Below are 23,894 nucleotides of genomic sequence, written 5' to 3'. Positions count from 1 at the left end.
ATTCCATGACCGACCGTTACGCCGTCTTCGGACACCCCGTTGCCCACTCGAAGTCGCCGAAGATCCACGCGACGTTCGGTCGCCAGGAAGGCATCAGCATCGACTACCGTGCAATCGACCTGGCCCCTGATGCGTTCCTGGCCGGCCTGGAAGCCTTCGCCGCCGAAGGCGGTGTCGGTGCCAACGTCACCTCGCCGCACAAGGAAGCCGCGTTCTCGGTGTGCACCACCCTGACCGCGCGCGCGCGCCGCGCCGGCTCGGTCAACACGCTGCTGCGCAAGGGCGACCGCTGGCACGGCGATACCACCGATGGCATCGGCCTGGTGCGTGACCTGACCGACCGCCATGGCCTGGACCTGCGTGGCCGCCGCGTGCTGCTGATCGGCGCCGGCGGTTCCGCGCGCAGCGTCGCGCCGGCGCTGCTCGATGCCGGCATCACCGAGCTGGTGGTGGTCAACCGCACACCGGAACGCGCCGATGAACTGATCGACGCGATGGGCGAACCGGGCCGCGCGATCAGCCGCTACTGGGAAGACCTGCGTGACCTGGGTGACTTCGAGCTGATCGTCAATGCCACCTCGGCCGGCCGCGACCGCGACGTCGAGTTCAAGCTGCCGCTGTCGCTGGTCAACTCGATGACCACCGCCGTCGACCTCAACTACGGCGAGGCTGCCATCGCCTTCCTGGCCTGGGCACGCGCGTCGAACTGCCGCAATACCGTGGATGGGCTGGGCATGCTGGTCGAACAGGCCGCCGAGAGCTTCCTGCAGTGGCATGGCGTGCGCCCGCAGACCGATGAGGTCTACCAGTCGCTGCGCAGGGCTCGGCCGTGCTGGCCGGCGAGGACTGATCGATGGACGGCACAACCCTGCTGGTGACCGTGCTGAGCATGGTGGGCGTGCGCCTGCCGGTGCTGATCGCGCTGTGCATCGGCCTGGTCTGGGTGGTCGGCGCGCCGCGCGATGCCACCCGCACCGGTGCCCTGGCCGGCCTGCTGCTGTTGCTGCTGTCCAGTCTCGGCGGCCTGGCAGCGGGCATCCTGCCGATGTGGCTGGTCAGCAGCGGCAACTTCGGCGCCGTGTCGGGCATCGGCACCATCCTCGGCGTGCTGCACTTCGCGCTGGCAATGGTTGAGGCCATCGGCGTGGTGCTGCTGGTGTGGGCGCTGGTGCGCCTGCTGCGGCTGCGTGGCAACGTGGTGCAGTGACCCCGGTGACGGCCCTGGTCTGTCCCCAGCAGCGTCCGGCGTGTTCATCCGGCCGCCGGGTGTCGTCGCTGGCTTGTTCAGGCAGGCAGCGGCGGCGGTCGTGGCCGGCCATGCGACAATGACCGGCCTGATCCAGCTACGGTAGTTCCCGGCGTGACCGAAACCGTCGCCGCTCCGCGCATGCTCGATGACGCCTTGAAGGACGCGATCCGCAAGGCGTACACCACGCTGCAGGCCAATACCCCCGGCTTCTCCACCCGCCGCTCGCAGAGCCAGATGATCGGCGTGGTGTCGCGTGCGCTGTCGAAAAGTGGCGGCGTCGGCGTGGTCGAGGCGCCCACCGGCGTCGGCAAGAGCCTGGGCTACCTCACCGCAGGCGTGCCGATCGCGCTGGCCACCAGGAAGAAGCTGGTGATCAGCACCGGCACCGTGGCGCTGCAGTCGCAGCTGGTCGAGCGCGACATTCCCAACTTCCTCAAGGCCACCGGCCTGGAGGCGACCGTGGCGCTGGCCAAGGGCCGTACCCCTACCTGTGCACGCGCAATGCCGCCGAGGCGCAGGGCGAGGGCTCGCAGGGCGGCATGTTCGAGGATGACGCGCCGCTGTTCGACCGGCCGCTGGCGCCGATCGAGATGGACATCGCCAAGCGCCTGACCGACGCCTTCACCAGCGGCAGCTGGGATGGCGACATTGACAATGCGCCGGAGACCATCAGCCCCGGCCTGCGCAGCCGCATCACCACGCCGGCTTCGGGCTGCGCCGGGCGCCGTTGTGCGTATTCGGCGCAGTGCGCGGTGCTGCGCTCGCGCAATACCGTGCGCGATGCGCAGATCGTGGTCACCAACCACGCGCTGCTGCTGTCGGCGTTGTCGATCGGTGACAGCGACAACGGCCAGCCGTTGATTGCGCCGCCGTCGGACATGCTGCTGGTGCTGGACGAAGGCCATCACATCGGCAACGTGGCGATCGACCAGGGCGCGGCCAGCCTGGCGCTGGATGAAATGGCCAAGCGCACCGGCCGCCTGCAGATCCTGATCGCCGGTGCCTACCGCGCGGTCGACAAGGACCGCCTCGGCAACCTGCTGCCGAACGAAGCGATCGAAGTGGCCAGCAACGTGGCCAAGCAGCTGCGCGCGTTCCGCGATCATATCGAGCGCGTGTGGATGCCGGCGCCGGCGGACGAAGAGCCGATGTGGCGCGCGGCCAATGGGCGACTGCCCGACGCCTGGCGCGAGCCGATCGAGGCGCTGGCTGACGATACCCGCAGCCTCTACAACTGGGCGCATGCCGCCACCGCGCAGGTGGCCAAGGGCAAGCCGGACGATGCCGCCGCGCGCGCAGCGCAACCTGGGCATGGCGCTGGAAATGATCGAGCAGCAGTACAACCTGTGGCAGGCCTGGCGCCGCGAGGACAAGGACGGCGCGCCGCCGATGGCGCGCTGGGTCACCGCCACCCGCGACGGCGACCTGGTGCTGCACGGCTCGCCGGTGTCGGCCGCGCACGTGCTGCGCAAGCTGCTGTGGGATGAAGTGGACTCGGTGGTGATGACCTCGGCGACGCTGACCGGCGGTGGCGATTTCCAGTCGCTGGCGATCGACAACGGCATTCCGGAAGAGGCCGAGATGGTCTCGCTGTCGTCGCCGTTCGACCTGCCCAACCAGGCCGAGCTGATCGTGCCGAAGTTTCCGGTCACCCCCGACGATCGCGAAGGCCATCCCCGCGAAGTGGCGCGCTACCTGGACACCGAGCTGGACTGGGCCAAGGGTTCGATGGTGCTGTTCACCTCGCGCTGGAAGATGGAGAAGGTGGCCGGCCTGATGCCGGCCGCGCGCCGCAAGCAGGTGCTGGTACAGGGCGAGATGTCCAAGACCCGCCTGATCGAGGAACACCTGCGGCGTGTTGAGGCAGGCGAAGGCTCGGTGCTGTTCGGCCTGAACTCGTTCGGCGAAGGCCTCGACCTGCCCGGTGAAGCCTGCACCACGGTGGTGATCACCCAGGTGCCGTTCGCGGTGCCGACCGACCCGCAGACCGCCACGCTCAGCGAATGGTTCGAGGGGCGCGGGCTCAATGCCTTCAACCTGATCGCCATTCCGCACGCGCTGCGCACGCTGACCCAGTTCGCCGGCCGCCTGATCCGCACCTCCACCGACACCGGCCGCGTGATCATCCTCGATTCGCGGCTGCTGACCCGCCGCTACGGCAAGCGCATCATCGACGCGCTGCCACCGTTCAAGCGCGTGATCGGCTGAGACGGGGTCGGATCCCTTCCGCAGGAAAGGCTCTGACCCCACCACGCACTCTGCTGTTCAACCGCCCAGCGGATTCCGGCAGGCCTGGTTGCCCATCGCATTGTGGTAGTCGCGATCAAAGCAGCGCAGGAAACCATCGAGCACGTCCAGGTTGGGCGGCCACGGCACATCCACCTTCTGCCCGCCGGCGGTCGTGAAATGATAACGCCCATTCTTCAGCGCCCTGGCAATCTGCTCCGGCGCAGGAATCGCAATCAACCTTGCTCGCGCGTTCTCCAGCGCCGCGATCGCGCCGCCGCAGGAAGGCGATCGTGCCGTCCACGTAGGCGTTCCAGTAACCGGGGTCGGTGTCGGTGGGCTTGTAGGTGCGCTGCATCAGCGCCACCGCCTGCGGGTACTGGCCCGCCTCCGCACGCATCTGGCCTTCATGCCACAGAATCATGGTGTTGCCCGCAGCCTTGGGCAACGCAGCATAGGCGGCGAGCAGATCAGCGGCTTCACGGTGGCAGCCGCGGTCGGCCAGCGTGCGCCAGCCACCTTCCAGGTCCTGATCGAACGCATCCGGTTCCATCGCCAGCATCGCTGCACGGTCGTAGCGGCAGTCGGGTGCTTTTGGCGGTTCTGTCGACGTGCCCATGGCAGCGGCCAGCGCAAAGGAAAGCAACATCATCGCAACCTCCGTGTTGGTGACTTCCTGGACCACCATAACGGATCAGGATGGGTAGTGCCGGCCGCTGGCCGGCAGCCTCATCGATGTGGGCCGTCACGGTGCAGGTGCCGGCCAGCGGCCGGCACTACCGTATGGCGGTCAATCACCCAGCAGGGCGGCGTTGCGCACGCACGGCGCCCTTGTCTGCACTGGTGGCGAGCAGGGCGTACGCCTTCAGGGCGCTGGTGACCTTGCGCGGGCGCGGCGCACGCGGCTTCCAGCCGCGGGCATCGGCGTCGGCGCGGCGTTGGGCCAGGGTGGCCTCGTCCAGCAGCAGATCGATGCGGCGGGCCGGGATGTCGATGCGGATGCGGTCGCCGTTCTCCACCAGACCGATGACACCGCCACTGGCCGCTTCCGGCGAGACGTGGCCGATCGACAGGCCCGAGGTGCCGCCGGAGAAGCGGCCGTCGGTGAGCAGCGCACACTGCTTGCCCAGTCCCTTCGATTTCAGGTAGCTGGTCGGGTACAGCATCTCCTGCATGCCCGGGCCGCCCTTCGGCCCTTCGTAGCGGATCACCACCACCTCGCCCGGCTGCACCTCGTCGGCGAGGATGCCGGCGACGGCGGCGTCCTGGCTTTCATAGACGCGCGCGGGGCCTTCGAACACGTGGATCGATTCGTCCACGCCGGCGGTCTTCACCACGCAGCCATCGACAGCCAGGTTGCCGCGCAGCACCGCGAGGCCGCCCTCCAGCGAATACGCATGTTGCAGCGAACGGATGCAGCCCCCGGCGCGGTCCAGGTCCAGCGTCGGCCAGCGCGTGGCCTGGCTGAAGGCCTCCTGGGTGGGAATGCCGGCTGGGCCGGCCTTGAAGAAGGTGTGCAGGGTGTCGTTGTCACTGCGCACCACGTCCCAGCGTTCCAGTGCGTCGGCCAGGCTGGCGCTGTGCACGGTTGGCACCGTGGCATCGAGCAGGCCGGCGCGATCCAGCTCACCGAGGATGCCGAACACGCCGCCGGCGCGGTGCACGTCCTCGATGTGGTACTTCGGTGTGTTCGGCGCCACCTTGCACAGCTGCGGGACGCGTCGCGACAGCGCGTCGATGTGGGTCAGGTCGAAGTCGACCTCCGCTTCCTGCGCTGCGGCAAGCAGGTGCAGGATGGTGTTGGTGGAGCCGCCCATGGCGATGTCCAGGGTCATCGCGTTGGCGAACGCGGCCTGGGTGGCGATCCCGCGGCAGCGCGCTCGGGTCTTCGCCGCCGTACCAGCGATGGCAGAGCTCGACGATCAGGCGGCCGGCGCGGCGGAACAGCGCCTCGCGGTCGGCATGGGTGGCCAGCGTAGTGCCGTTGCCGGGCAGCGACAGGCCCAGCGCTTCGGTCAGGCAGTTCATCGAGTTGGCGGTGAACATGCCCGAGCAGGAGCCGCAGGTGGGGCAGGCGCTGCGTTCAAAGGCCGCGACCTTCTCGTCGGAGGCGCTGTCATCGGCGGCCACCACCATCGCGTCGACCAGGTCCAGCTTGTGCTCGGACAGCCTGGTCTTGCCCGCTTCCATCGGCCCGCCGGAGACGAACACCACCGGGATGTTCAGGCGCAGCGCGGCCATCAGCATGCCAGGGTGATCTTGTCACAGTTGCTGATGCACACCAGCGCGTCGGCGCAGTGCGCGTTGACCATGTACTCCACGGCGTCGGCGATGATCTCGCGGCTGGGCAGCGAGTACAGCATGCCGTCGTGGCCCATCGCGATGCCGTCGTCCACGGCGATGGTGTTGAATTCCTTGGCGACACCGCCGACCTGTTCGATCTCATGCGCGACCAGCTGGCCAAGATCCTTCAGGTGCACGTGGCCGGGCACGAACTGGGTGAAGGAGTTGGCGATGGCGATGATCGGCTTGTGGAAGTCGCCGTCTTTCATGCCGGTGGCACGCCACAGGGCGCGGGCGCCGGCCATGTTGCGGCCGGCGGTGGAAGTGCGGGAACGGTATTCGGGCATGGCGGGCGGAACGGGCGTGCCGTACGACGTGGGGGTCAGCCGATCATGGCCAATTTTTTTTTTCGGTTGCTGCTGCAACCACCGGGTGGTCCGGCCGGGCTGCGCCCGGCACCCGCAGAGGCAACGTCCACGTCAACGTCAAAGGCGGGCGCTCCGTGGGATGGCGGGGTGGGTCCGGTGGCAGGGGACGCCTTAACCCGTCCATGGGGGCTTGGTCGCCGCATCCATGCGGCTCACACCCCTGCCACCGGACCCACCCCGCCTTCGACGTTTCCTGCGGCTGTTGGTAGGTGTCGACCTTGGTCGACACCGGTGGATCCACGTCATGCGCGGATGATGGGGAACGACGAAAATGAAATTCCGTTCATCTTTCGCACTTTGCCGATTCCGGTTGCTGGCCCGGATTTGGCATCATTGGGGCATTGATCCGTCGACAGGGCATGAGGCCATGAAACGTTCCCGCACCACCGCGCTGCTGCTGATGAGCGCTGCGCCGCTGCTGTTCACCGCCTGCCAGAAGGAGCCGGAGGTGAAGGTGCAGGAAGGCCTGTACACCTCGGTCGAGGCCTGCACCGAGGCCACCGGTGATCCGTCGTCGTGCCGCAATGCCTTTGCCGAAGCGCAGAAGCAGGCCGCCGATGCGGCGCCGAAGTACGCCAGCAAGGAAGCCTGCGAGAAGGATTACAAGCCGGAGCAGTGCGTGCAGCAGCACACCTCGGCCGGCACCTCGTTCATCGGCCCGATGATGATGGGCTTCTTCATGTCGCAGATGCTGAGCAACCGCGGCGGCCTCGCCCCGCAGGCGCCGGCGTCGGCACCGGCATACCAGGACAAGAACGCTGGCTGGGCGCGCCCGGCACCGGGCGGCACCGGTGGCCTGAACACCGCCAGCGGCATCGGCGCCGGCAAGGCCGGTCTGGCACCGGTCACCAGCGAACCGAACCGTGCGGTCACTGCCAGCCGTGGTGGCTTCGGCAACACCAGCGCACGCCGCAGCACCAGCGGCAGCTACGGCGGCTGATCGACCCATGCAGCGCATCCGGATTGCCGAGCGTGCCCAGTGGCGGGCACGCGCGGGGAAGCGGGTTTCCGTTTCCATACCATCGATGGCCAGCCCTACTGGGATGAAAGCGCGTACTACGCGTTCACCCTGCGCCAGATCGAACAGGACATCGAAGACCCCAGTGCCGAGCTGCCCAGATGGCGCTGGACCTGGTCGGTGATGTCATCGGCAGCGAGCGGTTGATGGACCAGCTGGCGATTCCGTCGCATTACCGCGATTGGATCGCCGACAGCTGGCGCCAGCGCCAGCCGCACCTTTACGGCCGCCTGGACCTGGCCTACGACGGCACCGGCCCGGCCAAACTGTACGAGCTGAACTACGATACGCCGACCTCGCTGTTCGAGGCCAGCTTCTTCCAGTGGCAGTGGCTGGAAGACCAGCGCAACGCCGGCCGCCTGCCGCAGCATGCCGACCAGTTCAATGCGATCCATGAGGCGCTGGTCGAGCGCTTCGGCGAACTGGCCACGCAGCTGCCGCCACCGCTGTACTTCAGCGCGGTGGGAAGCTCGGAAGAAGACCGCGGCACGGTCGAGTACCTGCGCGACTGCGCGTCGCAGGCCGGCCTGCATGGCCAGGCCATCGCGATCGAGGACATCGGCCTGTCCGAGGATGGCCGCTTCACCGCGCTGGATGATTCGGTGATCGGCACGCTGTTCAAGCTGTATCCGCTGGAAGACCTGATGGCCGAGGAATTCGGCCGCGCGCTGCCCGCTTCGGGCGTGCAGCTGCTGGAGCCGGCCTGGAAGGCGGTGCTGAGCAACAAGGGCATCCTGCCGTTGCTGTGGCAGCGCAACGTAGGCCATCCGAACCTGCTGGAGGCGCACTTCGATGACGGCAGCACGCTGGCCCCGGGCTGGGTGCGCAAGCCGCTGTTCTCGCGCGAAGGTGCCAACATCGAGATGCACCTGGCCGATGGCAGCACCCAGCGCAGCGACGGTCCCTATGACGGCCCGGCGATCATCCAGCGCGCCCATCCGCTGACCCGCTTCGAAGGTGGCTACCCGCTGATCGGCAGCTGGGTGGTGGGTGACCACGCCTGCGGCATCGGCATCCGCGAGGACGACAGCGCGATCACCCGCGACAGTGCGCGGTTCGTGCCGCACGCGATCGTCGACGAGGCGCCGACGCGGATCTACGTCTGATGACGGTGCGGCGTTGCCTGGCCGGCATGGACGTGCCACGCCCGCGCCGGGCCGGCATTTCGATGACGGGCGCAGCCTGCAGGCCTTCGCGGCCCGCGTCGCGGTGCGTTGCCACCGCTGCGACACCCCCGGTTGGGTGATCGCCCGCTGGGAACCCTATCGATGGACCGCGCGTTTCCGCTGCACCGGCTGCAGTTCTGCGTTGGATAGTGGTGACTGGGTCGGTGCGGTCTACATGCTGGGCCGCCAACCTTGTGGATTCTGTGGGTATCAGTGGCTGCATGTGCGTCGCCGGGCTCCCGCGGGAGTGCCTGCACCGGCGTGCTTCGCTGCTCGATGTGCGCAATGTGATCGCAGTACCGATGTTTCGGTCGCGGTGCGTCCGTTGCGTGACGCCGAGCCTGCCGATCCGCACTTCGGATTGCCGCTGCGCCTGGTCGAACCGACCCGCGCGGGCCTGCTCTGGGCCTATAACGCCGAACATCTGCAGGCACTGCACGAATACGCGGGCGCGACGTTGCGCGAAAGCCGCGGCCATCACCGATCCATGTTCTCGCGCCTGCCGCAGTGGATGAAGCTGGCCCGCAACCGGGTGCTGCTGCAGCGTGCGGTGGAGCGGTTGCAGCGGCGCTTGCTGCAGGGGTAGGTAGTGCCGGCCGCTGGCCGACAGCCGAGCAAGGGCTCGGTGCTACAGGCAACCCGATTCGTGTAGAGCCGAGCCTACGCTCGGCTCAGAGCAACCCTTCGCGCTTCACCGCCAGGTAGCGCTCCACCAGCGCGCCGGGCAGGGCGTCGGCGGTCACGTCCAGCACCATCACCTTCTCGCTGCGCAGTGCCTCGTGCGCCTTCGAGCGCTGCTGCAGGTACAGCGCGGCGGCACCGGCCTGGGTGGCGTCTCCAGGGTCTGCACGTCACCCTCCAGCGCGCCGTCCAGCTCGCGCTCGCGCAGGCTGGCCACGCATACCAGGTGGCGCCGCTGCAGCAGGCGCACCGCCGCCAGCAGGTCTTCGATGTCCTCGTCGCGCACATTGCTGACCAGCATCACCAGCGCACGCCGGCGCTGGCGCAGCGATACTTCGGTGGCCGCAGCCAGGTAGTCGGTGGCCACCGCGCGCGGCTGCAGGTCGTAGCTGGCGCGCAGCAGGTGCTCGACCGTGCCCATGCCGCGCTGTGGTGCTACCCAGCGGCGTTCGCCCCCGGCAGCGTACAGGCCGGCGGCATCGCCCTGGCGCAGCGCCAGGTAGGCCACCACCAGCGAGGCATTCAAGGCATGGTCGAAGTGCGAGAGCCCGCCTTCGCTGGCCAGCATGCGTCGGCCACTGTCGAGCATCAGCAGCAACTGCTGGTTTCTCGTCCTGGTACTCGCGCGAGATCAGCTTGCGCGCACGTGCGGTGGCCTTCCAGTCCAGCTGGCGCAGGCTGTCGCCGATGCGGTACTCGCGCATCTGGTGGAAGTCGGTGCCTTCGCCACGGCGGCGCTTCACGTGCGCACCGACCAGCCGCGAGGCCTGGTCGGCACTGAACAATGCGAAGCGGGTGAGCGGCACGAAGTTCGGATAGACCCGCACCTCCAGCGCCGGCGGCAGCGTGCGTTGCTGCCACCACAGGCGCCACGGCGAGCGCATGCGCAGGTGCACCCCTCGAAGCGGAAGTGCCCACGCTGCAGCGGCTGCAGGTGGTAGTGCAGGGTGGACGCCGTACCGGCCTGCAGGCTCACGCGCTGCGGCAGCGCTTCCAGCGGCCAGCCGCCGGGCACCAGGTCGAACACCTGCACCGTCATCGATTGCTCGGCCTGCACACGCAACGCCGCCTCGCGGCGCACGCCCAGTGCCAGCGCTTCGGGCAGCTCGCGCTGCACCTGCGGCGACGGACGCCGCCACTGCCGCCACAGGTCCCACAGGGCGGGCAACGCGATGGCCACGGCCGCCAGTGCCCAGCTCCAGCGCGGCAGCCATCCGCCCAGCACCAGCCCGCCCAGAGCGGCCCGGCCAGCAGCAGCGCCAGCAGCAGCAGCGGAGCCGGCCTCATCGGCGCGGCGCTTCCACCTTGGCCAGCAGTGCACCCAGCACATCGTCGGCGTCCTGGCCTTCAATCTGCAGTTCCGGGGCCAGCGCGATGCGGTGCCGCAGCGCCGGGCGGGCGATGTCGCGCACGTCGTCCGGCGTGACGAAGTCGCGGCCGGCCAGCACCGCCTGTGCGCGCGAGGCACGCACCAGCGCGATGCTGCCGCGCGGACCGGCGCCGACGGCGATGCCAGGCCACTGCCGGGTGGCGGCGACGATGCGCACCGCGTAGTCGATCACCTCGTCATCGACGGTGATCGCCGCAGTGGCACGCTGCAGTTCCAGCAGCTCGCCGGCACCGAGCACACGCGGCACCTGGCTCAGGTCGAAATCGCTGGCAGCGCGGCCGCTGGTGATCGCGGTCACCATGCGCTTCTCGTCCTCCAGCTGGGGGTAGTCGATCAGCACCTTCAGCAGGAAGCGGTCCAGCTGTGCTTCCGGCAGCGGGTAGGTGCCTTCCTGCTCCAGCGGGTTCTGCGTGGCCAGCGCCATGAAGGGCGGCGCCAGGGTGAAGGCCTTGCCCTCAATGGTCACCTGGCCTTCCTGCATTACTTCCAGCAGGGCCGACTGGGTCTTGGCCGGGGCACGGTTGATCTCGTCGGCCAGCAGCAGGTTGGTGAACACCGGGCCGCGGCGGATCTTGAAGCTCTCGCTCTTCGGGTCGTACACCGCGTGGCCACTGACGTCGCTGGGCATCAGGTCGGGGGTGAACTGCACGCGCCCGTAGTCCAGCTCCAGGGCCTGTGCCAGTGCACGCACCAGCAGGGTCTTGCCCAGCCCGGGCACGCCCTCGATCAGCACGTGGCCACCGGCCAGCAGCGCCACCAGGATCTGGTCCAGTACATCGGCCTGGCCGATGAAGGCGTGTCCAACGGCGGTGCGGATGGCATCGACGCGTTCGATCAGGCGGGCGTTGGCGGCCGCCGGCAGCTCGGGGACTTCGGTCATAGCAGGGATCTCATCTGGAGCAGCAAGCGGATACGCTCGCGCAGGGCGGAGGAATCGTGCGGCAGAGGTGGCGTCAGTGCGGCGGCAACACGGCCTTGCGGCCACTTCAGCAGTTCGGCGATGGCCTGTTCGCGTGGCGCACCATCCAGTGCGGCAGCCACCGGTGCGCGCAGGCGCAGGCGGTGCAGGAACAGGGCGAGAACGGCCTCGTACAGGCGCGTACCGTGGCCGAAACGCAGCAGCAATTCACCACTGGCGTGCACGTGTTCCAGCAGCGAACGGCGTTCCAGTACCGGTGACGGCAGCAGGCTGCCGAAGCGTTGCGAGCGGGCCCACAACCAGCCCAGCAGGGCCAGCAGCGGCGCCCACAGCGGCCAGCCCTGGTAGAACATGCGCGACCACAGCGACGGTGGACGGCTGGCATAGATCAGCCAGACCGCACCCTTGCCGTAGTTCGGATCGAGCAGATAGCGGGTCAGGTCGCGGTGAGCCTTGTCGTGCAGGCCATCGCTGGCACCGCCGGCAGCCGCGGCCAGGCGCGCGGCAGGCGAGTCGATATCACCGCGCAGGAACTCCATGTCCGCCAGCACGCTCACTTTGCCCTGGCCATGGCGCAGGCGCGCGAACACCAGGTCACGGTCACCGCCCCAGCGGCGTTCGGCCTGCGCATTGGCGGCAAAACCCAGGGTGAAGCGGCGGCCAGCACAGAATTCAACGTGGCCAGGATCGTCGTCGACATGGAACGGCTGGCAATCGCTGCGCTGGAACAGGCTGTCCACGCCCAGCCGGTCCAGCAGGGGGCCCTGCGTGCTGCCGGCATCGTCCTCGACCGGCGGCGGTGTACGTACAAGCAGGTGGCCGCCACGGTCGACCCAGTCCAGCAGCGCGCTGGCAACGGGCGCCGGCAGTTCGCTGCTGTCCTGCAGCACCACCACCGTGTCGTGCGGACCCAGCGCCATCTGCAGGTCCAGGTCCAGCCGCGGCCGCGAGTGCACGGCGATGCCATCAGCGCGCAGGGCCTGGCCGAGCACGTACAGCGGGTTGTAGGCCGCCTCGCCCCGTGGCGGCAGCCGGATGGTCTCGGTTACCCGCTCGTGCGTGCGCAGGTAGAGGATCGCCAGCGGTACGCCGAGCAGCACCAATGCACCGAGCAGCAGCGACCAGAACAGGCGCGGACTCATGCCTGCCACCCGTACTGCTGGCGCAGGGCATCGGCCATCGCATCGAAATCGGCGCGGCTGGGCAGGCGGCCACCGTAGGCGGCGTACTGCCACATGCGCACGATGCGCGCGAACAGGTCACGGTCGCTGGCCTCGGGCATGCGCCGCGACGCGCGCAGGCATTGCGCTTCGGTGGCACCGGGTGGAAGCGCGATACCGCTGCGCTCGCCCACCGTGCGCACGCTGGCGCGGTACAGAAGGGCCAGCGCCTGCCGCGGCCGGCCCTGGTCCCAGAGCAGGCCGGCTGGGTGGCCACGTCCGGCGGCAGCACCACCGGCAACTCCACCTGTTCCTCCACCACCGGCGGCGGCGGCCTCGGCCTTGCGTCGGCCGCTGCCCCGCAGCCACGGCAGCCACAGCCGTGCGGTCAGCAGCAGCACCAGCAGCAGGACGCCGAGCAGCCCCCACAGGCCCCATTCGGCCAGCCGTGCCAGCCAGGCGATGCCGTCCTTGCGTGCTTTGCGTTCACCGTTGCTGTTGGTGTCACGCTGCAGCTGCTTGTCTTCCTTCTTCTCTTCCTCGGCCTGTTCGATCGGCTTCCAGCGGGTGACCTGGCGGGTCGGGCGCTGCAGCGGGTCTTCATAGGCGCGGTTCACTGCCTGACGGAAACCGGCGGTGTCCACCGGCGTACCGCCGAAGATCGTTGCCGGGGTGTTGGCCGGGTCGATGGTCGGTGCTCCGTCGCTTTCCTCGGCGTCGATGCCACGGTCGTTGGGCTTGCCCATGGTTCGTTCGGGCTCGGCGTCTGTGTCCTGCGCATGCACCGGTGCGGGGACCAGCGGCAGTGCCAGGCACAGCAGCAGGGCCAGCGTCGATGCCGCCGGCAGCAGCCGCTCGCGCAGGCGGCGCAGGGCGATCTCCACATCCCAGGCTTCCATCTGCGTGCGCCGGTTCAAGTACAGGCCAAAGCCCGCACCGACGAAGAACGGGCCGATCAGCACCGAGGCCAGCCAGCACGCCAGGTTGAAGCCCAGCCGTGCCCATGCGGGTGTGTCCTGGCCGATCATGTCCCATGCGGCGCGCCATGATTCGGACATCAGCTCCAGTGGCATGAACATGAACACCGCGCCGATCGCGCCGGATACCAGTACCACTTCGAAGGCCATGCAGCTCACGGTCAGCACCAGTGCCGCGCCTGCAGCCCCGGCGGCCACCGCACGGCGGCGTGGGCCGCGCTGGTCTGGTGTGTTGCCTTCCAGCAGGTTCACCGGCAGGCACAGGCTGCGCAGCACGCTGAAGCGGCGCCAGCCCAGGTAGCCCCAGAAGCCGCTGTTGCCCCAGTGACGTTGCGCACGCAGCGCGGCCAGGCGTGCCGACTGGTTCACCGAAGATGCCGCGCGACAGCACATACAGCGGCGCACGTTCGAACAGCGGTTTGCACCACCACATCGCCAGCCAGGCCCAGCCGAAGGCATCCAGCCACCAGCCCAGCGCGTTGAAGACCACGAACAGCGGTGCACTGGCCAGCAGCCAGCTGCCCCACAGCGCGCGCGCGTGACGGCGGGACAGCGCGGTGCCCAGCTCCATCGCTTCCCAGCCACTGCGGGCACGCAGCGCCACGTCCAGGTGGTCAATGCGCATGGCCAGCTCCACGTCCGCCGCGCCACAGCCACAGCAGCACGCCGGCCCACAACACACCGGCCACGCTGAACTTGCCCCATGCAGGTACTTCGGCGATCGATGACCAGAAGGCTTCGATGAAGGCGGCCACCAACAGCATGAAGGCGACGCCGAGGCACAGCCGCGCGCCGATGCGGCCGCCGTCGACCAGTGCATCCAGGCGGCTGCGCCGGCCCGGCGCCAGCAGCTTCATGCCCGCTGCAGGCCGGCGCCGCCGGCGATCACGATCGCAGTCAGCTCGAAGGCACCGTGGCCGACCACGAAGCGCCAGAACGGGTTGCCATGGCCGATGTGCTGCAGGTGGCCTGCCACTGAACCGATGATCACGCCGTTGAACAGCAGCACCAGCAGCGTGCCCAGCCCGGCCAGCAGCCCGCTGGCGAAGGCGCGCAGGGCGATGCTGATGTTGTTCAGGATGTAGTGGCCGAACATCATCCAGTCGGTGCCGCTGTCACGCCCCAGGCGCTCGGCGGCGGGATCGTACATGCGCTCCATCTCGGCGATCTGGCGGTTGTCCATCAGCATGTGGATCAGGTCCGGATAGACCTGCACCAGCACGAAGCAGGCCACCGCCGGCAGCGCGAACATCGCCAGCGCCGCCCACATGCTGCGCGCCTGGCTGCGCACCAGCAGCGGAAAATCGGCCACCAGGAACTCCAGGGCACGCCGCCAGCGCGTTGGCGGCGTGCGGTACAGCACAGCACGCTGCCCTGCTGCATCAGCTGTTGCAGGCGTTGCACCAGCTGCGGGCTGTAGCCGCGCTCGCGGGCCAGCGCCAGCTGCTGGCACAGCCGCCGGTAGCGCTGCGGGAAGGTAGTGTCGTCCAGTGCCAGGCCGCTGGCCTTGCGGCGCGTGCGGCGTGAGGCGCCGGCACGCAGCAGCAGCCACTGCTCCAGATCCTGCCATTCCTGCTGGTAGCGGGCGACGAACTGCTCCTGTTTCATCGCCGCCCCAGCAGCCAGTTGGCCATCGCATACAGGCGCAACACGCCGACCTGGCCGTGGGTGCCGGTCAGTGGCTCGGCAATACCGGCCAGCTCCTGCTGGCGCGCCGCCGACAAGCGTGGCGCGCGCTCGGCGAAGGCCATCAGCGCGGCCTGTTCCTCTGGTCGCAGGGGCTGCGGCGGGGCCAGCACGCTGCCGATGGTCGGCGGCGGTGGCAGGTACAGCGCGGGTGCATGCACCACCACAGTGCCTGCCACCAGGTCGCCCAGACGGCGGCCATGCGGATCGAACAGGCTGCTGATCAGGCCCAGCGCATAGCCGAAGGGCAGCATGTCCACCGTGCGCAGCAGGTTGCGGGTGATCGCCGCCATCCAGCCTGCCGGCGCGCCATCGCGGGACAGCACACGCAGCCCCAGCGCACGCTTGCCCAGGGTGCGTCCCCACTGCTTCGCAGACGATCGGGTAGGCCCAGTAGACCAGGAACATCAGCACCAGGTAGAGGCCGGAACCGAACTGGTCCAGCAGTGCCAGCGGGATCGACATCAGCACCAGTGCCGCGATGCGCACGCCGAGATCGACCAGCCAGGCCATCGCCCTCGGTACCGGGCCGGCTGCAGGCAACTGCAGCGGCACACCCTCCGGCGTTACCACCTCGCGGTAGGTATCGAGCATCGGTGCGGCCATCAGCGTGATGGCCTTCGTTGTGGGCGCCGGAGTCCTCTCCGGCAGGCAGCCACAGGCATGGGGGTCTCGACAGGTCCTGGTCGGCCCAGACTTTAGCAGAGCCGCATGGCGGCGTTGGCCGCTCAGCCCAGGTATTCGTCCTTCAGCCGCACGTAGTGGTCGGCCGAGTAATGCAGCGCCTCGATTTCCTTGTCGCTCAGCGTGCGTGCCGGGCGGGCCGGGTTGCCCACCCACAGCTCGCCTTCGCCGACCACCTTGCCCGGGCCGACCACGGCACCGGCGCCGACGAAGCCATGGCGCTCGACCCGCGCGCCGTCGAGGATGCAGGCACCCATGCCGATCAGGCTGTAATCACCGATGGTGCAGGCGTGGATGATGCAGCCGTGGCCGACGGTCACGCCTTCGCCGATCAGGGTCGGGTAGCCGGCCTTGTTGTAGGGGCTGTGATGGCTGACGTGGATGATGGTGCCGTCCTGCACGTTGGTGCGTGCGCCGATGCGCACGTGGTTGACGTCACCGCGGATGATCGTGCCCGGCCACACCGAGACGTCCTCGCCCAGCTCCACGTCACCGATGATCGTGCACGACGGGTCGATGTACACGCTCGCCGAGGACGGGCATCTTGTCGCGGAAGGGGCGCAGCGGGTTCATCGATGTCTACGGAAATCAGGGCGTCCGCGACGATGATACCCGCTCGGCCAATGGCGACCCCGCCACCCGCAACTGCCGGAATGCCTCATGCATCCGTGTCGACCAAGGTCGACACCTGCCAGAACGGATCGCGCGCCGCATTGGTGGATGGCATCCACCGATCCCGCGTTACGCCACGCGGCCGCGGCGTGCACGCTCCAGGTGCACCAGCAGCAGCGAGATTGCCGCGGGGGTCATGCCCGGAATGCGCTGCGCCTGGCCGATGGTCTGCGGGCGCACGCGCTCCAGCTTCTGCAGCGCTTCGGCCGACAGCCCGCGCACCGCCGCGTAATCGAAGGCTTCGGCGATTGGCGTGGCTTCATGCCGCTGCTGGCGCTCGATCTCCTCGCGCTGGCGGGTAGTAGCGGCGTACTTCACGCCGATCTCCACCTGCTCGGCCACCTTGGCGTCGGCCACCGCCGGGCCCAGCGACGGCACCTGCATAAGCTGCGCGTAGTCCAGCTCGGGGCGCTTGATCAGGTCCAGCACGCTGGTCTCGCGGCTGACCGCCACACCCAGCGTGTCCTGCACTTCGCGGCCCAGCGCATTGGCCGGGGTTGCCCACAGCGCGCCCAAGCGTGCGCGTTCGGCAGCAACAGCGGCCTGCTTGGTCTCGAACGCGTTCCAGCGGCGGTCATCCACCAGGCCCATCTCGCGGCCGGCCGGCGTCAGGCGCTGGTCGGCATTGTCCTCGCGCAGCTGCAGGCGGTACTCGGCGCGGCTGGTGAACATGCGGTAGGGCTCGTTGGTACCGTGAGTGATCAGGTCATCCACCAGCACGCCCAGGTACGCCTCGTCGCGGCGCGGGCACCAGCCGTCCAGTCCGCGCACCTGGCGTGCAGCGTTGAGGCCGGCCAACAGGCCTTGCGCGGCGGCTTCTTCATAGCCGGTGGTGCCGTTGATCTGGCCGGCGAAGAACGGCCGCCGTTGACCAGCTTGGTTTCCAGCGAAGCCTTCAACCCGCGTGGATCAAAGAAGTCGTACTCGATCGCGTAGCCCGGGCGGGTGATATGCGCGTTGCCGAAACCGCGGATGCTGCGCACCATCTCCAGCTGCACGTCGAACGGCAGCGAGGTGGAGATGCCGTTGGGGTAGATCTCGACGATGCCCAGGCCTTCGGGTTCGACGAAGATCTGGTGGCTGGCCTTCTCGGCAAAGCGCACCACCTTGTCCTCGATGGACGGGCAGTAGCGCGGGCCGATGCCTTCGATCTGGCCGCTGTACAGCGGCGAGCGGTGCAGCGCGTCGCGGATGATCTGGTGGGTCTGTTCGGTGGTGTGGGTGATCCAGCAGCTGACCTGCTGCGGATGCTCGTCCACCGAACCCAGGAAGGACATCACCGGGCGCGGCGAGTCGCCGGGCTGCTCATCCATCACGCTGTAGTCCAGCGAGCGGCCGTCGATGCGCGGCGGCGTGCCGGTCTTCAGGCGGTCCACCTGGAACGGGCGCTCGCGCAGCCGCGCGGCCAGCGTGGTGGCCGGCGGGTCGCCCATGCGGCCGGCGGCGTACTGGGTCGGGCCGACATGGATCTTGCCGGCCAGGAAGGTGCCGGCGGTCAGCACCACGGCCTCGGCATCGAAGCGCAGGCCGGTCTGGGTGATGACCCCGCGCACGGCGTCGCCTTCGATGACCAGGTCATCGACGGCCGCCTGGAACACGGTCAGGTTGGCCTGGCCTTCGACGATGGCGCGGATCGCCATGCGGTACAGGTTGCGGTCGGCCTGGCAGCGGGTGGCGCGCACGGCCGGGCCCTTGGAGGCGTTGAGGGTGCGCCACTGGATGCCGGCGCGGTCGGCGGCATGCGCCATCGCACCGCCGAGCGCGTCGATTTCCTTGACCAGGTGGCCCTTGCCGATGCCGCCGATGGCCGGGTTGCAGCTCATCGCACCCACGGTTTCGATGTTGTGGGTCAGCAGCAGGGTGCGCACGCCGTGCGGGCTGCGGCCAGCGCGGCTTCAGTGCCAGCGTGGCCACCGCCGATGACGATGACGTCGTAACGATGGAAGGACGGGTTCATGGGGGCTGTTCAGCTTGGGGCAGGCGCGGCCGGGGGCGGCGCCGGGGTGGCGATTTTAGCGCCATTCGGGGTCCGGACGCCGGCGCCGGCCAGTCGGCGGCGAAATCGGCCCTAAAGTTGGCAGGATTTTTGCAGATAACCCAATAGCACCCATCGTGGCTGGCGCCGCAGGGCCCGTGACCGGAATTGGAACAGGGGCCGGTACAGGCGCACGATGGGGGAGCAGAGGGCCGGCAGTCGGGGGACTGTCCGGCCCTTTTTTTGCGGCTGTCGGGAAGGCGCCATCCACGCATGGCGTGGATCTACTGAAGCTGGGCTTTCGCCGGTTGGCGACCTGACAAAACAAACGGCCCCGCATTGCGGGGCCGTCTGCCTTCAGAGGTGCCGACATCCGACAGGGCCGGAACAGGGGGATCCAGATGTTCCTGTCGGATATCGACGTAGAGCTTTTTGCGGCGGCCCGTGTCGTTTTTGTCACTTTGTGACGTGGGCCGTCACTGTCCGCGTAGAGTGCGGCTTGGACCGTGTGAAATGCAAGACGGTTCAGCGCTCAACTGTGCGCTGCGTCGCACGATCCATGTTGCGCCAGGGGGAACCGTTCATCCTCGGCGCACTCGGTGCCGGTGCCGGACGGGCCTGGGGCGCCGGCGGCTGTGCGTTCGACTGCGGCGGGCGGCGCATCGAGTCCATGTTCCGCCACGGCGAACCACCGTTGTACGACGGTCGCGACGGCGGCGGCGGACGGTGCTCGCCACCATTGCCCGGGCGCGGCGGCGGGCGATGGTTGTGCGGCGGGCGGTAGATCGGGCGCGAGTAATACGGATTGCCGTAGCCGCCGTAGTAGCCGCCATAGCCACCGTAGTAGGGGCCGTAGTTGTAGGGATAGCCGGCCGGGTAGCGGTACTCCACCGACGGCGCACCGTGGTAGTAGCTGCCGCTGCGGCCGCCGCCGACATAGTCGTAGGTGGTGCAGCCGGTCAGGGCCAGCAGCAGGCCACCGGCAAGCATCAGGCGCATTTTCATGGTGGGTCCCCCCAGAGGACGGGTGTGCAGTCAGCTTCGGGCGCCAGCGTTGAATCGGCCCTTAATTCCGCCGGCCAGGATGAATGGAGGCGTAGGCCTGCATGCTGGCATGACCTGCGCCCCGGTCGCCAGCGCGAAGCCATACGTTAATCTTGCGTCATGAGCGATTCACTGTTGCCCCGCGCCGATGACGTCCTGCTTGCTGCGGCGAGGATTGCCCCGCATGCCAGCGTGACCCCGGTACTGCGCTCGCGCATGCTTGATGCGCTGGCCGGCGCGCAACTCGCGTTCAAGGCCGAGCACCTGCAGCGCGGCGGCGCATTCAAGTTCCGTGGTGCCTGCAACGCGGTGTGGTCGCTGGAGGCCGATCGCGCCAGTGCCGGCGTGGTCACGCACTCCTCCGGCAATCATGGCGCCGCCTTGGCGCTGGCCGCGCGCACGCGTGGCATTCCCTGCCACGTGGTGGTGCCGGAAGGCGCGGTGGCGGCCAAGCTGGCCAACATCGCGCGCCATGGCGCCACCCTCTGGCGCTGCCCGCCGACCACCGCCGATCGTGAGGCCGCCTGCGCCAAAGTGCAGGCCGATACCGGCGCGACTCTCGTCCATCCATACACCGACCCGGCGGTGATGGCGGGGCAGGGCACCGCCGCGCTGGAGCTGCTGCACAGCGACGGCCCGTTCGACGTGCTGGTCGTGCCGGTCGGCGGCGGTGGCCTGGCCAGCGGCACCGCGCTGGCCCTGCAGCACGCCAGCCCGCAGACCCGCCTGGTGCTGGCCGAGCCAGCCGGAGCCGACGATACCGCGCGCTCGCTGGCCGCTGGCGAGCGCCAGGGCGCGTTCGCCCCGGACACGATCTGCGATGGACTGCGTACCCTGATCGGCGCGCCGAATTTCGAACTGCTGCGCGCGGCAGGTGCCGAGGTGATCGTGGTTGATGACACGGCGACGATGGCGGCGATGCGCCTGCTGTGGGAGGTGCTCAAGCAGGTGGTCGAGCCGTCGTCGGCCACCGTGCTCGCTGCCGTGCTGGCACAGCCACAGCGCTTCGCCGGCCTGCGCGTGGGCCTGGTGCTGTCTGGTGGCAATGTCGACCTGCCTGCGCTGCGCTGGGGCGCGCCATGAGCCGCGACCGGCACCGGCCCCGCACCGGCCTGCTGGGCTGGCTGTGGCGGCTGTTTGTCCTGCTGGTGATCTGGCTGCTGGGCGTGACCGCCTGGATCGTCTGGGTCGGCGAGCGCGACCAGGCCGCCAAGGCCGATGCCATCATCGTGCTGGGTGCGGCCGCCTATGACGCCAAGCCATCGCCGGTGTTCGAAGAACGTATCCGGCATGGACTAGACCTGTACGAGGCCCAGTACGCGCCGCTGCTGATCTTCACCGGTGGCTATGGCGGCACCGGTGCGCGCTTCTCCGAATCGCAGGTGGCGCGGCGCTATGCGCTGAAGCATGGCGTGCCGGACGATGCGATCCTGATCGAGACCGCGTCACGCAACACCGTGCAGAACCTGGTGGAAGCCAAGCGACTGATGGACCAGCGCGACCTGCACCGGGTGATCATCGTCAGCGACCCGCTGCACATGGCGCGCGCGCTGCGCCTGAGCAAGGCGCTGGGCATCGATGCGCTGGCCTCGTCCACGCCCAGCACGCGCTTCCGCAGCTTCCACACCAGCTGGCGCTTCCTGGTGCAGGAAATCTACTTCTTCCACCGCGACCTGGTGCGCCCGCCGCTGAGCTCGCCGGCCAATACCTGAGGGCGAAAGCCTGCGTTGGGCGCGGTGTCGCATTGGGTAGTGCCGGCCGCTGGCCGGCAGATGCCCACCATGGAATCGTGAGGTTGCCGGCCAGCGGCCAGCACTACCAGACGATCAGGTCTGCTTGCGTCGGATCGGAATCGCCGACACCGGCACCGAGGCGACGTCATGCCCGCCTTCGCGGATCGGCGCGCCCGGGTCCGGTGCCCAGGCGTGGGCATAGATCACTTCCCAGCTGCTGGGCAGCTTGCCGTCGGCGCGCCGCATCGGTTCATACGCCGCTGCCGCCGCAGCGAAACGGCCACGCCCGGTCAGCGTATGGCGGCGGTCCACCCGCGCATTGGTCGCGCCCATCGCGCGCAGTTCGCGCATCAACGAGGGCAGGTCGTCGTAGGTCAGGGTGAACAGATCGCGGTCCAGCACCGGGTCACGGAAGCCGGCCATCATCAGCGCATCACCGAACTGGGCGATCTGTGCAAAGCGGCTGACGTGCGGGCGGTCATCGGCGGCGGCGAAGGCTTCGTTGAGTTCGATCAGCGTTTCCGGGCCGAAGGTGGAGCACACCAGAAGGCCACCGGGCTTGAGCACACGGCGGAACCCGGCGAACACCGCCGGCAGGTCGTCCACCCACTGCAGGCACAGGTTGCTGAAGATCACGTCCACGCTGTTGTCGGCCGGCAGCAGCGCAGCGGCGTCGCCGCACAGGCGCTGGAACGGCTTCCACCAGCCGGCCTGGCGCTTGGCCTGGTCCAGCATCGGCAGCGCCACGTCCAGCGCGATCACCTGCGCCTTCGGCCAGCGCTTCTTCATCAACGCACTTGCATGGCCGGTGCCGGCGCCGATGTCCAGCACCACCTCGGGCTTGCGTGCCTCAAGGTAGTCCAGCGATTCGATCAGCCGCGACTGCACCTCGCGCTGCAGGGCGGCGGCAGCGTCGTAACTGGTGGCGGCACGCGCGAACGCGCGACGGACATGGCGGGCATCGAAGTGGGACGGCATTGCGAACTCTCTTAGAACGTACCGGGGTAGGCGCCGCCGTCGATCAGCAGATTCTGCCCGGTGAGGTAACCGGCCTGTGCACTGCACAGGAAGGCGCAGGCGGCGCCGAATTCGTCCGGCGTGCCGAAGCGGCCGGCGGGAATCTGCTGGCGCCGGCGTTCAGCGACTTTGCCGGCGTCGCCGTCCTTGCCCGCGCTGTGGGCGAAGTTGGCGCGCAGGCGGTCGGTGTCGAACTGGCCGGGCAGCAGGTTGTTGATGGTGACGTTGTGGGCCACGGTGCGGCGCGACAGGCCGGCGACGAAACCGGTCAGGCCACTGCGCGCGCCGTTGGACAACGCCAGGATGTCGATCGGGGCTTTCACCGCCGACGAGGTGATGTTGACGATGCGGCCGAAGCCGCGCTCGATCATCGCGTCGACGGTGGCGCGGATCAGCGCGATCGGCGCCAGCATGTTGGCGTCCAGCGCGGCAATCCAGTCGTCGCGTTCGAAATTGCGGAAATCACCGGGCGGCGGACCACCGGCATTGTTGACCAGGATGTCCACCTGCGGGCAGGCGGCCAGCGCCGCAGTGCGGCCGGCCTCGGTGGTGACGTCGGCGGCGACGGCGCGCACCTCACCGGCACCGGGCAGGGCGCTCAGCCCTGCGGCGGCAACCTGCAGTGCCTCCTCGCCACGAGCCACGATCACCACGTTGACGCCCTCGCGCACCAGCGCACGCGCGCAGCCCAGGCCCAGCCCCTTGCTTGCGCCGCAGACCAGTGCCCAGCGGCCGTTGATACCCAGATCCATGCGTCAATCCTGCGGAATTCGGAGGGGGCTCATTGTCCGCCATCGGCCGGTGACAGGCCGGCAACGAAGTGTTGCAGGGCGGCGGCCACCTCATCGGCATGGCCGAGGAAAGGCGCATGTCCACCATGGGCGATCGTCAGCGCCTGCGCGCCCGGGGCCAGCGCCGCGGCGGCCTGCATCGCCACCGGAGACACCAACCGGTCTCGCTGGCCGGCGATCCACAGGCTGGGCTTGCCCAGCGTCGGCAGCGCGCCGCGCAGATCGGTGCTTTCGAGCAGGCGCAGGCCTTCCAGCAGGGCGCGTTCGGTGGGCGCACCGCGCTCGACCAGGCGCTGCCGCAGGATGCGCAGCTCCTCGCGGGCGTGTGCCGAGCCCATCACGTCCAGCGCGAGGAAGCGTTCCAGGGTGCCGCCGAAGTCGGTGGCCAGCTCGCGCCCGAACTGCTCGAACACCGCCGGTTCCACTGCATGCGGCCAGTCTTCGCCACGCACGAAGCGTGGCGTGGCCGCGATCATCGCCAGCCCGCGCACCTTCGGCAGCGTCGCGGCAGCGTGCAGCGCGAACAGACCGCCCAGCGACCAGCCGCACCACACCGCCGGGGGTGTGGCCGCGGCAATGGCACTGACCACGAACGGCAGGCGCAGCGGCGTGGTGTCGTCGCGGCTGTGGCCATGGCCGGGCAGGTCGACCAGGTGCAGGGTGAACTGGTCTGCCAGGCGCTGCACCAGCGGCGCGAATACACCGCCCTGCAGGGCCCAGCCGTGGATCAGTACCAGGTCCGGCCCACGGCCGGTGACGTCAATATGCATGGGCAATGACACGGAACTCAGGCAA

The 23,894-nt window shown here is 68.9% G+C and carries 13 protein-coding genes and 9 pseudogenes; 8 read left to right on the top strand and 14 right to left on the bottom strand.

Features of this window, described 5'->3' with window-relative positions; translation table 11 throughout:
* Positions 1–5 precede the first annotated feature (5 nt).
* The 3 genes and pseudogenes from aroE (at position 6) to dinG (ending at position 3,457) form a co-directional block, all read left to right on the top strand.
* Positions 6–878 carry a shikimate dehydrogenase gene (gene aroE / locus ROV95_RS02110; protein WP_312542626.1) on the top strand — a complete coding sequence of 291 codons (873 nt, stop codon included), beginning with the start codon at positions 6–8 and terminating at the stop codon, positions 876–878.
* On the top strand, positions 854–1,207 hold the full coding sequence (locus ROV95_RS02105; protein ID WP_134730918.1) for a hypothetical protein: 354 nt from the start codon (positions 854–856) through the stop codon (positions 1,205–1,207). Before aroE ends, ROV95_RS02105 begins: the two co-directional genes overlap by 25 nt.
* 180 nt (positions 1,208–1,387) lie before the next feature.
* Positions 1,388–3,457: pseudogene (gene dinG / locus ROV95_RS02100) on the top strand (ATP-dependent DNA helicase DinG).
* 115 nt (positions 3,458–3,572) lie between these two features.
* On the opposite strand, the gene ROV95_RS02095 reads toward dinG, so the two are convergent.
* Both ROV95_RS02095 and ilvD read right to left on the bottom strand, forming a co-directional pair.
* Positions 3,573–4,127 (bottom strand): hypothetical protein, encoded by a 555-nt coding sequence (locus tag ROV95_RS02095; RefSeq protein WP_312542619.1) that lies wholly within the window; start codon positions 4,125–4,127, stop codon positions 3,573–3,575.
* Between the two features lie 142 nt (positions 4,128–4,269).
* A pseudogene (gene ilvD, locus ROV95_RS02090) lies at positions 4,270–6,105 on the bottom strand (dihydroxy-acid dehydratase).
* 448 nt (positions 6,106–6,553) lie between these two features.
* On the opposite strand from ilvD, the gene ROV95_RS02085 reads away from it, so the two are divergent.
* From ROV95_RS02085 to ROV95_RS02075, 3 genes and pseudogenes are all read left to right on the top strand, one after another.
* Positions 6,554–7,126 (top strand): DUF1190 domain-containing protein, encoded by a 573-nt coding sequence (locus ROV95_RS02085; protein ID WP_005420172.1) that lies wholly within the window; start codon positions 6,554–6,556, stop codon positions 7,124–7,126.
* 7 nt (positions 7,127–7,133) lie between these two features.
* Positions 7,134–8,310, top strand: a pseudogene (locus ROV95_RS02080) (glutathionylspermidine synthase family protein).
* A gap of 376 nt (positions 8,311–8,686) precedes the next feature.
* Positions 8,687–8,956 carry a hypothetical protein gene (locus tag ROV95_RS02075; RefSeq protein ID WP_312542616.1) on the top strand — a complete coding sequence of 90 codons (270 nt, stop codon included), beginning with the start codon at positions 8,687–8,689 and terminating at the stop codon, positions 8,954–8,956.
* Positions 8,957–9,041: 85 nt separating this feature from the next.
* Here the strand turns inward: ROV95_RS02075 and ROV95_RS02070 are convergent.
* The 9 genes and pseudogenes from ROV95_RS02070 to ROV95_RS02030 form a co-directional block, all read right to left on the bottom strand.
* Positions 9,042–10,338, bottom strand: a pseudogene (locus ROV95_RS02070) (DUF58 domain-containing protein).
* Positions 10,335–11,321 (bottom strand): MoxR family ATPase, encoded by a 987-nt coding sequence (locus tag ROV95_RS02065; protein WP_014648782.1) that lies wholly within the window; start codon positions 11,319–11,321, stop codon positions 10,335–10,337. The pseudogene ROV95_RS02070 and the gene ROV95_RS02065 overlap by 4 nt, the downstream one beginning before the upstream one ends.
* Positions 11,318–12,502, bottom strand: a complete 1,185-nt coding sequence (locus tag ROV95_RS02060; protein WP_312542614.1) for a DUF4350 domain-containing protein — start codon at positions 12,500–12,502, stop codon at positions 11,318–11,320. The genes ROV95_RS02065 and ROV95_RS02060 overlap by 4 nt, the downstream gene beginning before the upstream one ends.
* Positions 12,499–14,122, bottom strand: a pseudogene (locus ROV95_RS02055) (DUF4129 domain-containing protein). Before ROV95_RS02055 ends, ROV95_RS02060 begins: the two are co-directional and overlap by 4 nt.
* Positions 14,112–15,105: pseudogene (locus ROV95_RS02050) on the bottom strand (stage II sporulation protein M). The pseudogenes ROV95_RS02055 and ROV95_RS02050 overlap by 11 nt, the downstream one beginning before the upstream one ends.
* Positions 15,102–15,789: pseudogene (locus ROV95_RS02045) on the bottom strand (RDD family protein). The pseudogenes ROV95_RS02050 and ROV95_RS02045 overlap by 4 nt, the downstream one beginning before the upstream one ends.
* A gap of 122 nt (positions 15,790–15,911) precedes the next feature.
* Positions 15,912–16,440: pseudogene (locus ROV95_RS02040) on the bottom strand (gamma carbonic anhydrase family protein).
* A 168-nt stretch (positions 16,441–16,608) separates the two neighbouring features.
* Positions 16,609–18,496, bottom strand: a pseudogene (gene mnmG / locus ROV95_RS02035) (tRNA uridine-5-carboxymethylaminomethyl(34) synthesis enzyme MnmG).
* Positions 18,497–19,039: 543 nt separating this feature from the next.
* On the bottom strand, positions 19,040–19,519 hold the full coding sequence (locus ROV95_RS02030; protein WP_019661648.1) for a hypothetical protein: 480 nt from the start codon (positions 19,517–19,519) through the stop codon (positions 19,040–19,042).
* A gap of 159 nt (positions 19,520–19,678) precedes the next feature.
* On the opposite strand from ROV95_RS02030, the gene ROV95_RS02025 reads away from it, so the two are divergent.
* The gene (locus tag ROV95_RS02025; protein WP_058979056.1) at positions 19,679–20,641 is read left to right on the top strand and encodes a pyridoxal-phosphate dependent enzyme; all 963 of its coding nucleotides are present in this window, start codon (positions 19,679–19,681) and stop codon (positions 20,639–20,641) included.
* Positions 20,626–21,270, top strand: coding sequence for a YdcF family protein (locus tag ROV95_RS02020; protein ID WP_026347214.1), 645 nt, complete (start codon positions 20,626–20,628; stop codon positions 21,268–21,270). The genes ROV95_RS02025 and ROV95_RS02020 overlap by 16 nt, the downstream gene beginning before the upstream one ends.
* Before the next feature lie 114 nt (positions 21,271–21,384).
* On the opposite strand, the gene bioC is transcribed toward ROV95_RS02020, so the two are convergent.
* From bioC to bioH, 3 genes are read right to left on the bottom strand one after another with little or no spacing between them, the layout of a single operon-like run.
* Positions 21,385–22,269, bottom strand: coding sequence for a malonyl-ACP O-methyltransferase BioC (gene bioC, locus ROV95_RS02015; protein WP_312542608.1), 885 nt, complete (start codon positions 22,267–22,269; stop codon positions 21,385–21,387).
* An 11-nt stretch (positions 22,270–22,280) separates the two neighbouring features.
* Complete coding sequence (locus ROV95_RS02010) at positions 22,281–23,060, bottom strand: SDR family oxidoreductase (RefSeq protein WP_312542606.1); 780 nt, start codon at positions 23,058–23,060, stop codon at positions 22,281–22,283.
* 29 nt (positions 23,061–23,089) lie between these two features.
* A complete protein-coding gene (gene bioH / locus ROV95_RS02005) occupies positions 23,090–23,869 on the bottom strand; it encodes a pimeloyl-ACP methyl ester esterase BioH (protein ID WP_019661643.1) in 780 nt (259 codons plus the stop codon).
* Between the last annotated feature and the right edge of the window lie 25 nt (positions 23,870–23,894).

Origin of the sequence: Stenotrophomonas maltophilia group sp. msm1 (assembly GCF_032025805.1) — a bacterium.
Lineage (GTDB): Bacteria > Pseudomonadota > Gammaproteobacteria > Xanthomonadales > Xanthomonadaceae > Stenotrophomonas > Stenotrophomonas hibiscicola.
The sequence above is the reverse complement of the archived record's forward strand: the minus strand, read 5'-3'. Positions and strand labels throughout refer to the sequence as shown.

What these genes read in the sequence shown, in the direction of transcription:
- ROV95_RS02085 (WP_005420172.1), top strand. Translation starts at nt 6,554, where the DNA reads ATGAAACGTTCCCGCACCACCGCGCTGCTGCTGATGAGCGCTGCGCCG.
- ROV95_RS02060 (WP_312542614.1), bottom strand. Translation starts at nt 12,502, where the DNA reads ATGAGTCCGCGCCTGTTCTGGTCGCTGCTGCTCGGTGCATTGGTGCTG.
- aroE (WP_312542626.1), top strand. Translation starts at nt 6, where the DNA reads ATGACCGACCGTTACGCCGTCTTCGGACACCCCGTTGCCCACTCGAAG.
- ROV95_RS02010 (WP_312542606.1), bottom strand. Translation starts at nt 23,060, where the DNA reads ATGGATCTGGGTATCAACGGCCGCTGGGCACTGGTCTGCGGCGCAAGC.
- bioC (WP_312542608.1), bottom strand. Translation starts at nt 22,269, where the DNA reads ATGCCGTCCCACTTCGATGCCCGCCATGTCCGTCGCGCGTTCGCGCGT.
- ROV95_RS02095 (WP_312542619.1), bottom strand. Translation starts at nt 4,127, where the DNA reads ATGATGTTGCTTTCCTTTGCGCTGGCCGCTGCCATGGGCACGTCGACA.
- ROV95_RS02025 (WP_058979056.1), top strand. Translation starts at nt 19,679, where the DNA reads ATGAGCGATTCACTGTTGCCCCGCGCCGATGACGTCCTGCTTGCTGCG.
- ROV95_RS02105 (WP_134730918.1), top strand. Translation starts at nt 854, where the DNA reads ATGGACGGCACAACCCTGCTGGTGACCGTGCTGAGCATGGTGGGCGTG.
- ROV95_RS02065 (WP_014648782.1), bottom strand. Translation starts at nt 11,321, where the DNA reads ATGACCGAAGTCCCCGAGCTGCCGGCGGCCGCCAACGCCCGCCTGATC.
- bioH (WP_019661643.1), bottom strand. Translation starts at nt 23,869, where the DNA reads ATGCATATTGACGTCACCGGCCGTGGGCCGGACCTGGTACTGATCCAC.
- ROV95_RS02030 (WP_019661648.1), bottom strand. Translation starts at nt 19,519, where the DNA reads ATGAAAATGCGCCTGATGCTTGCCGGTGGCCTGCTGCTGGCCCTGACC.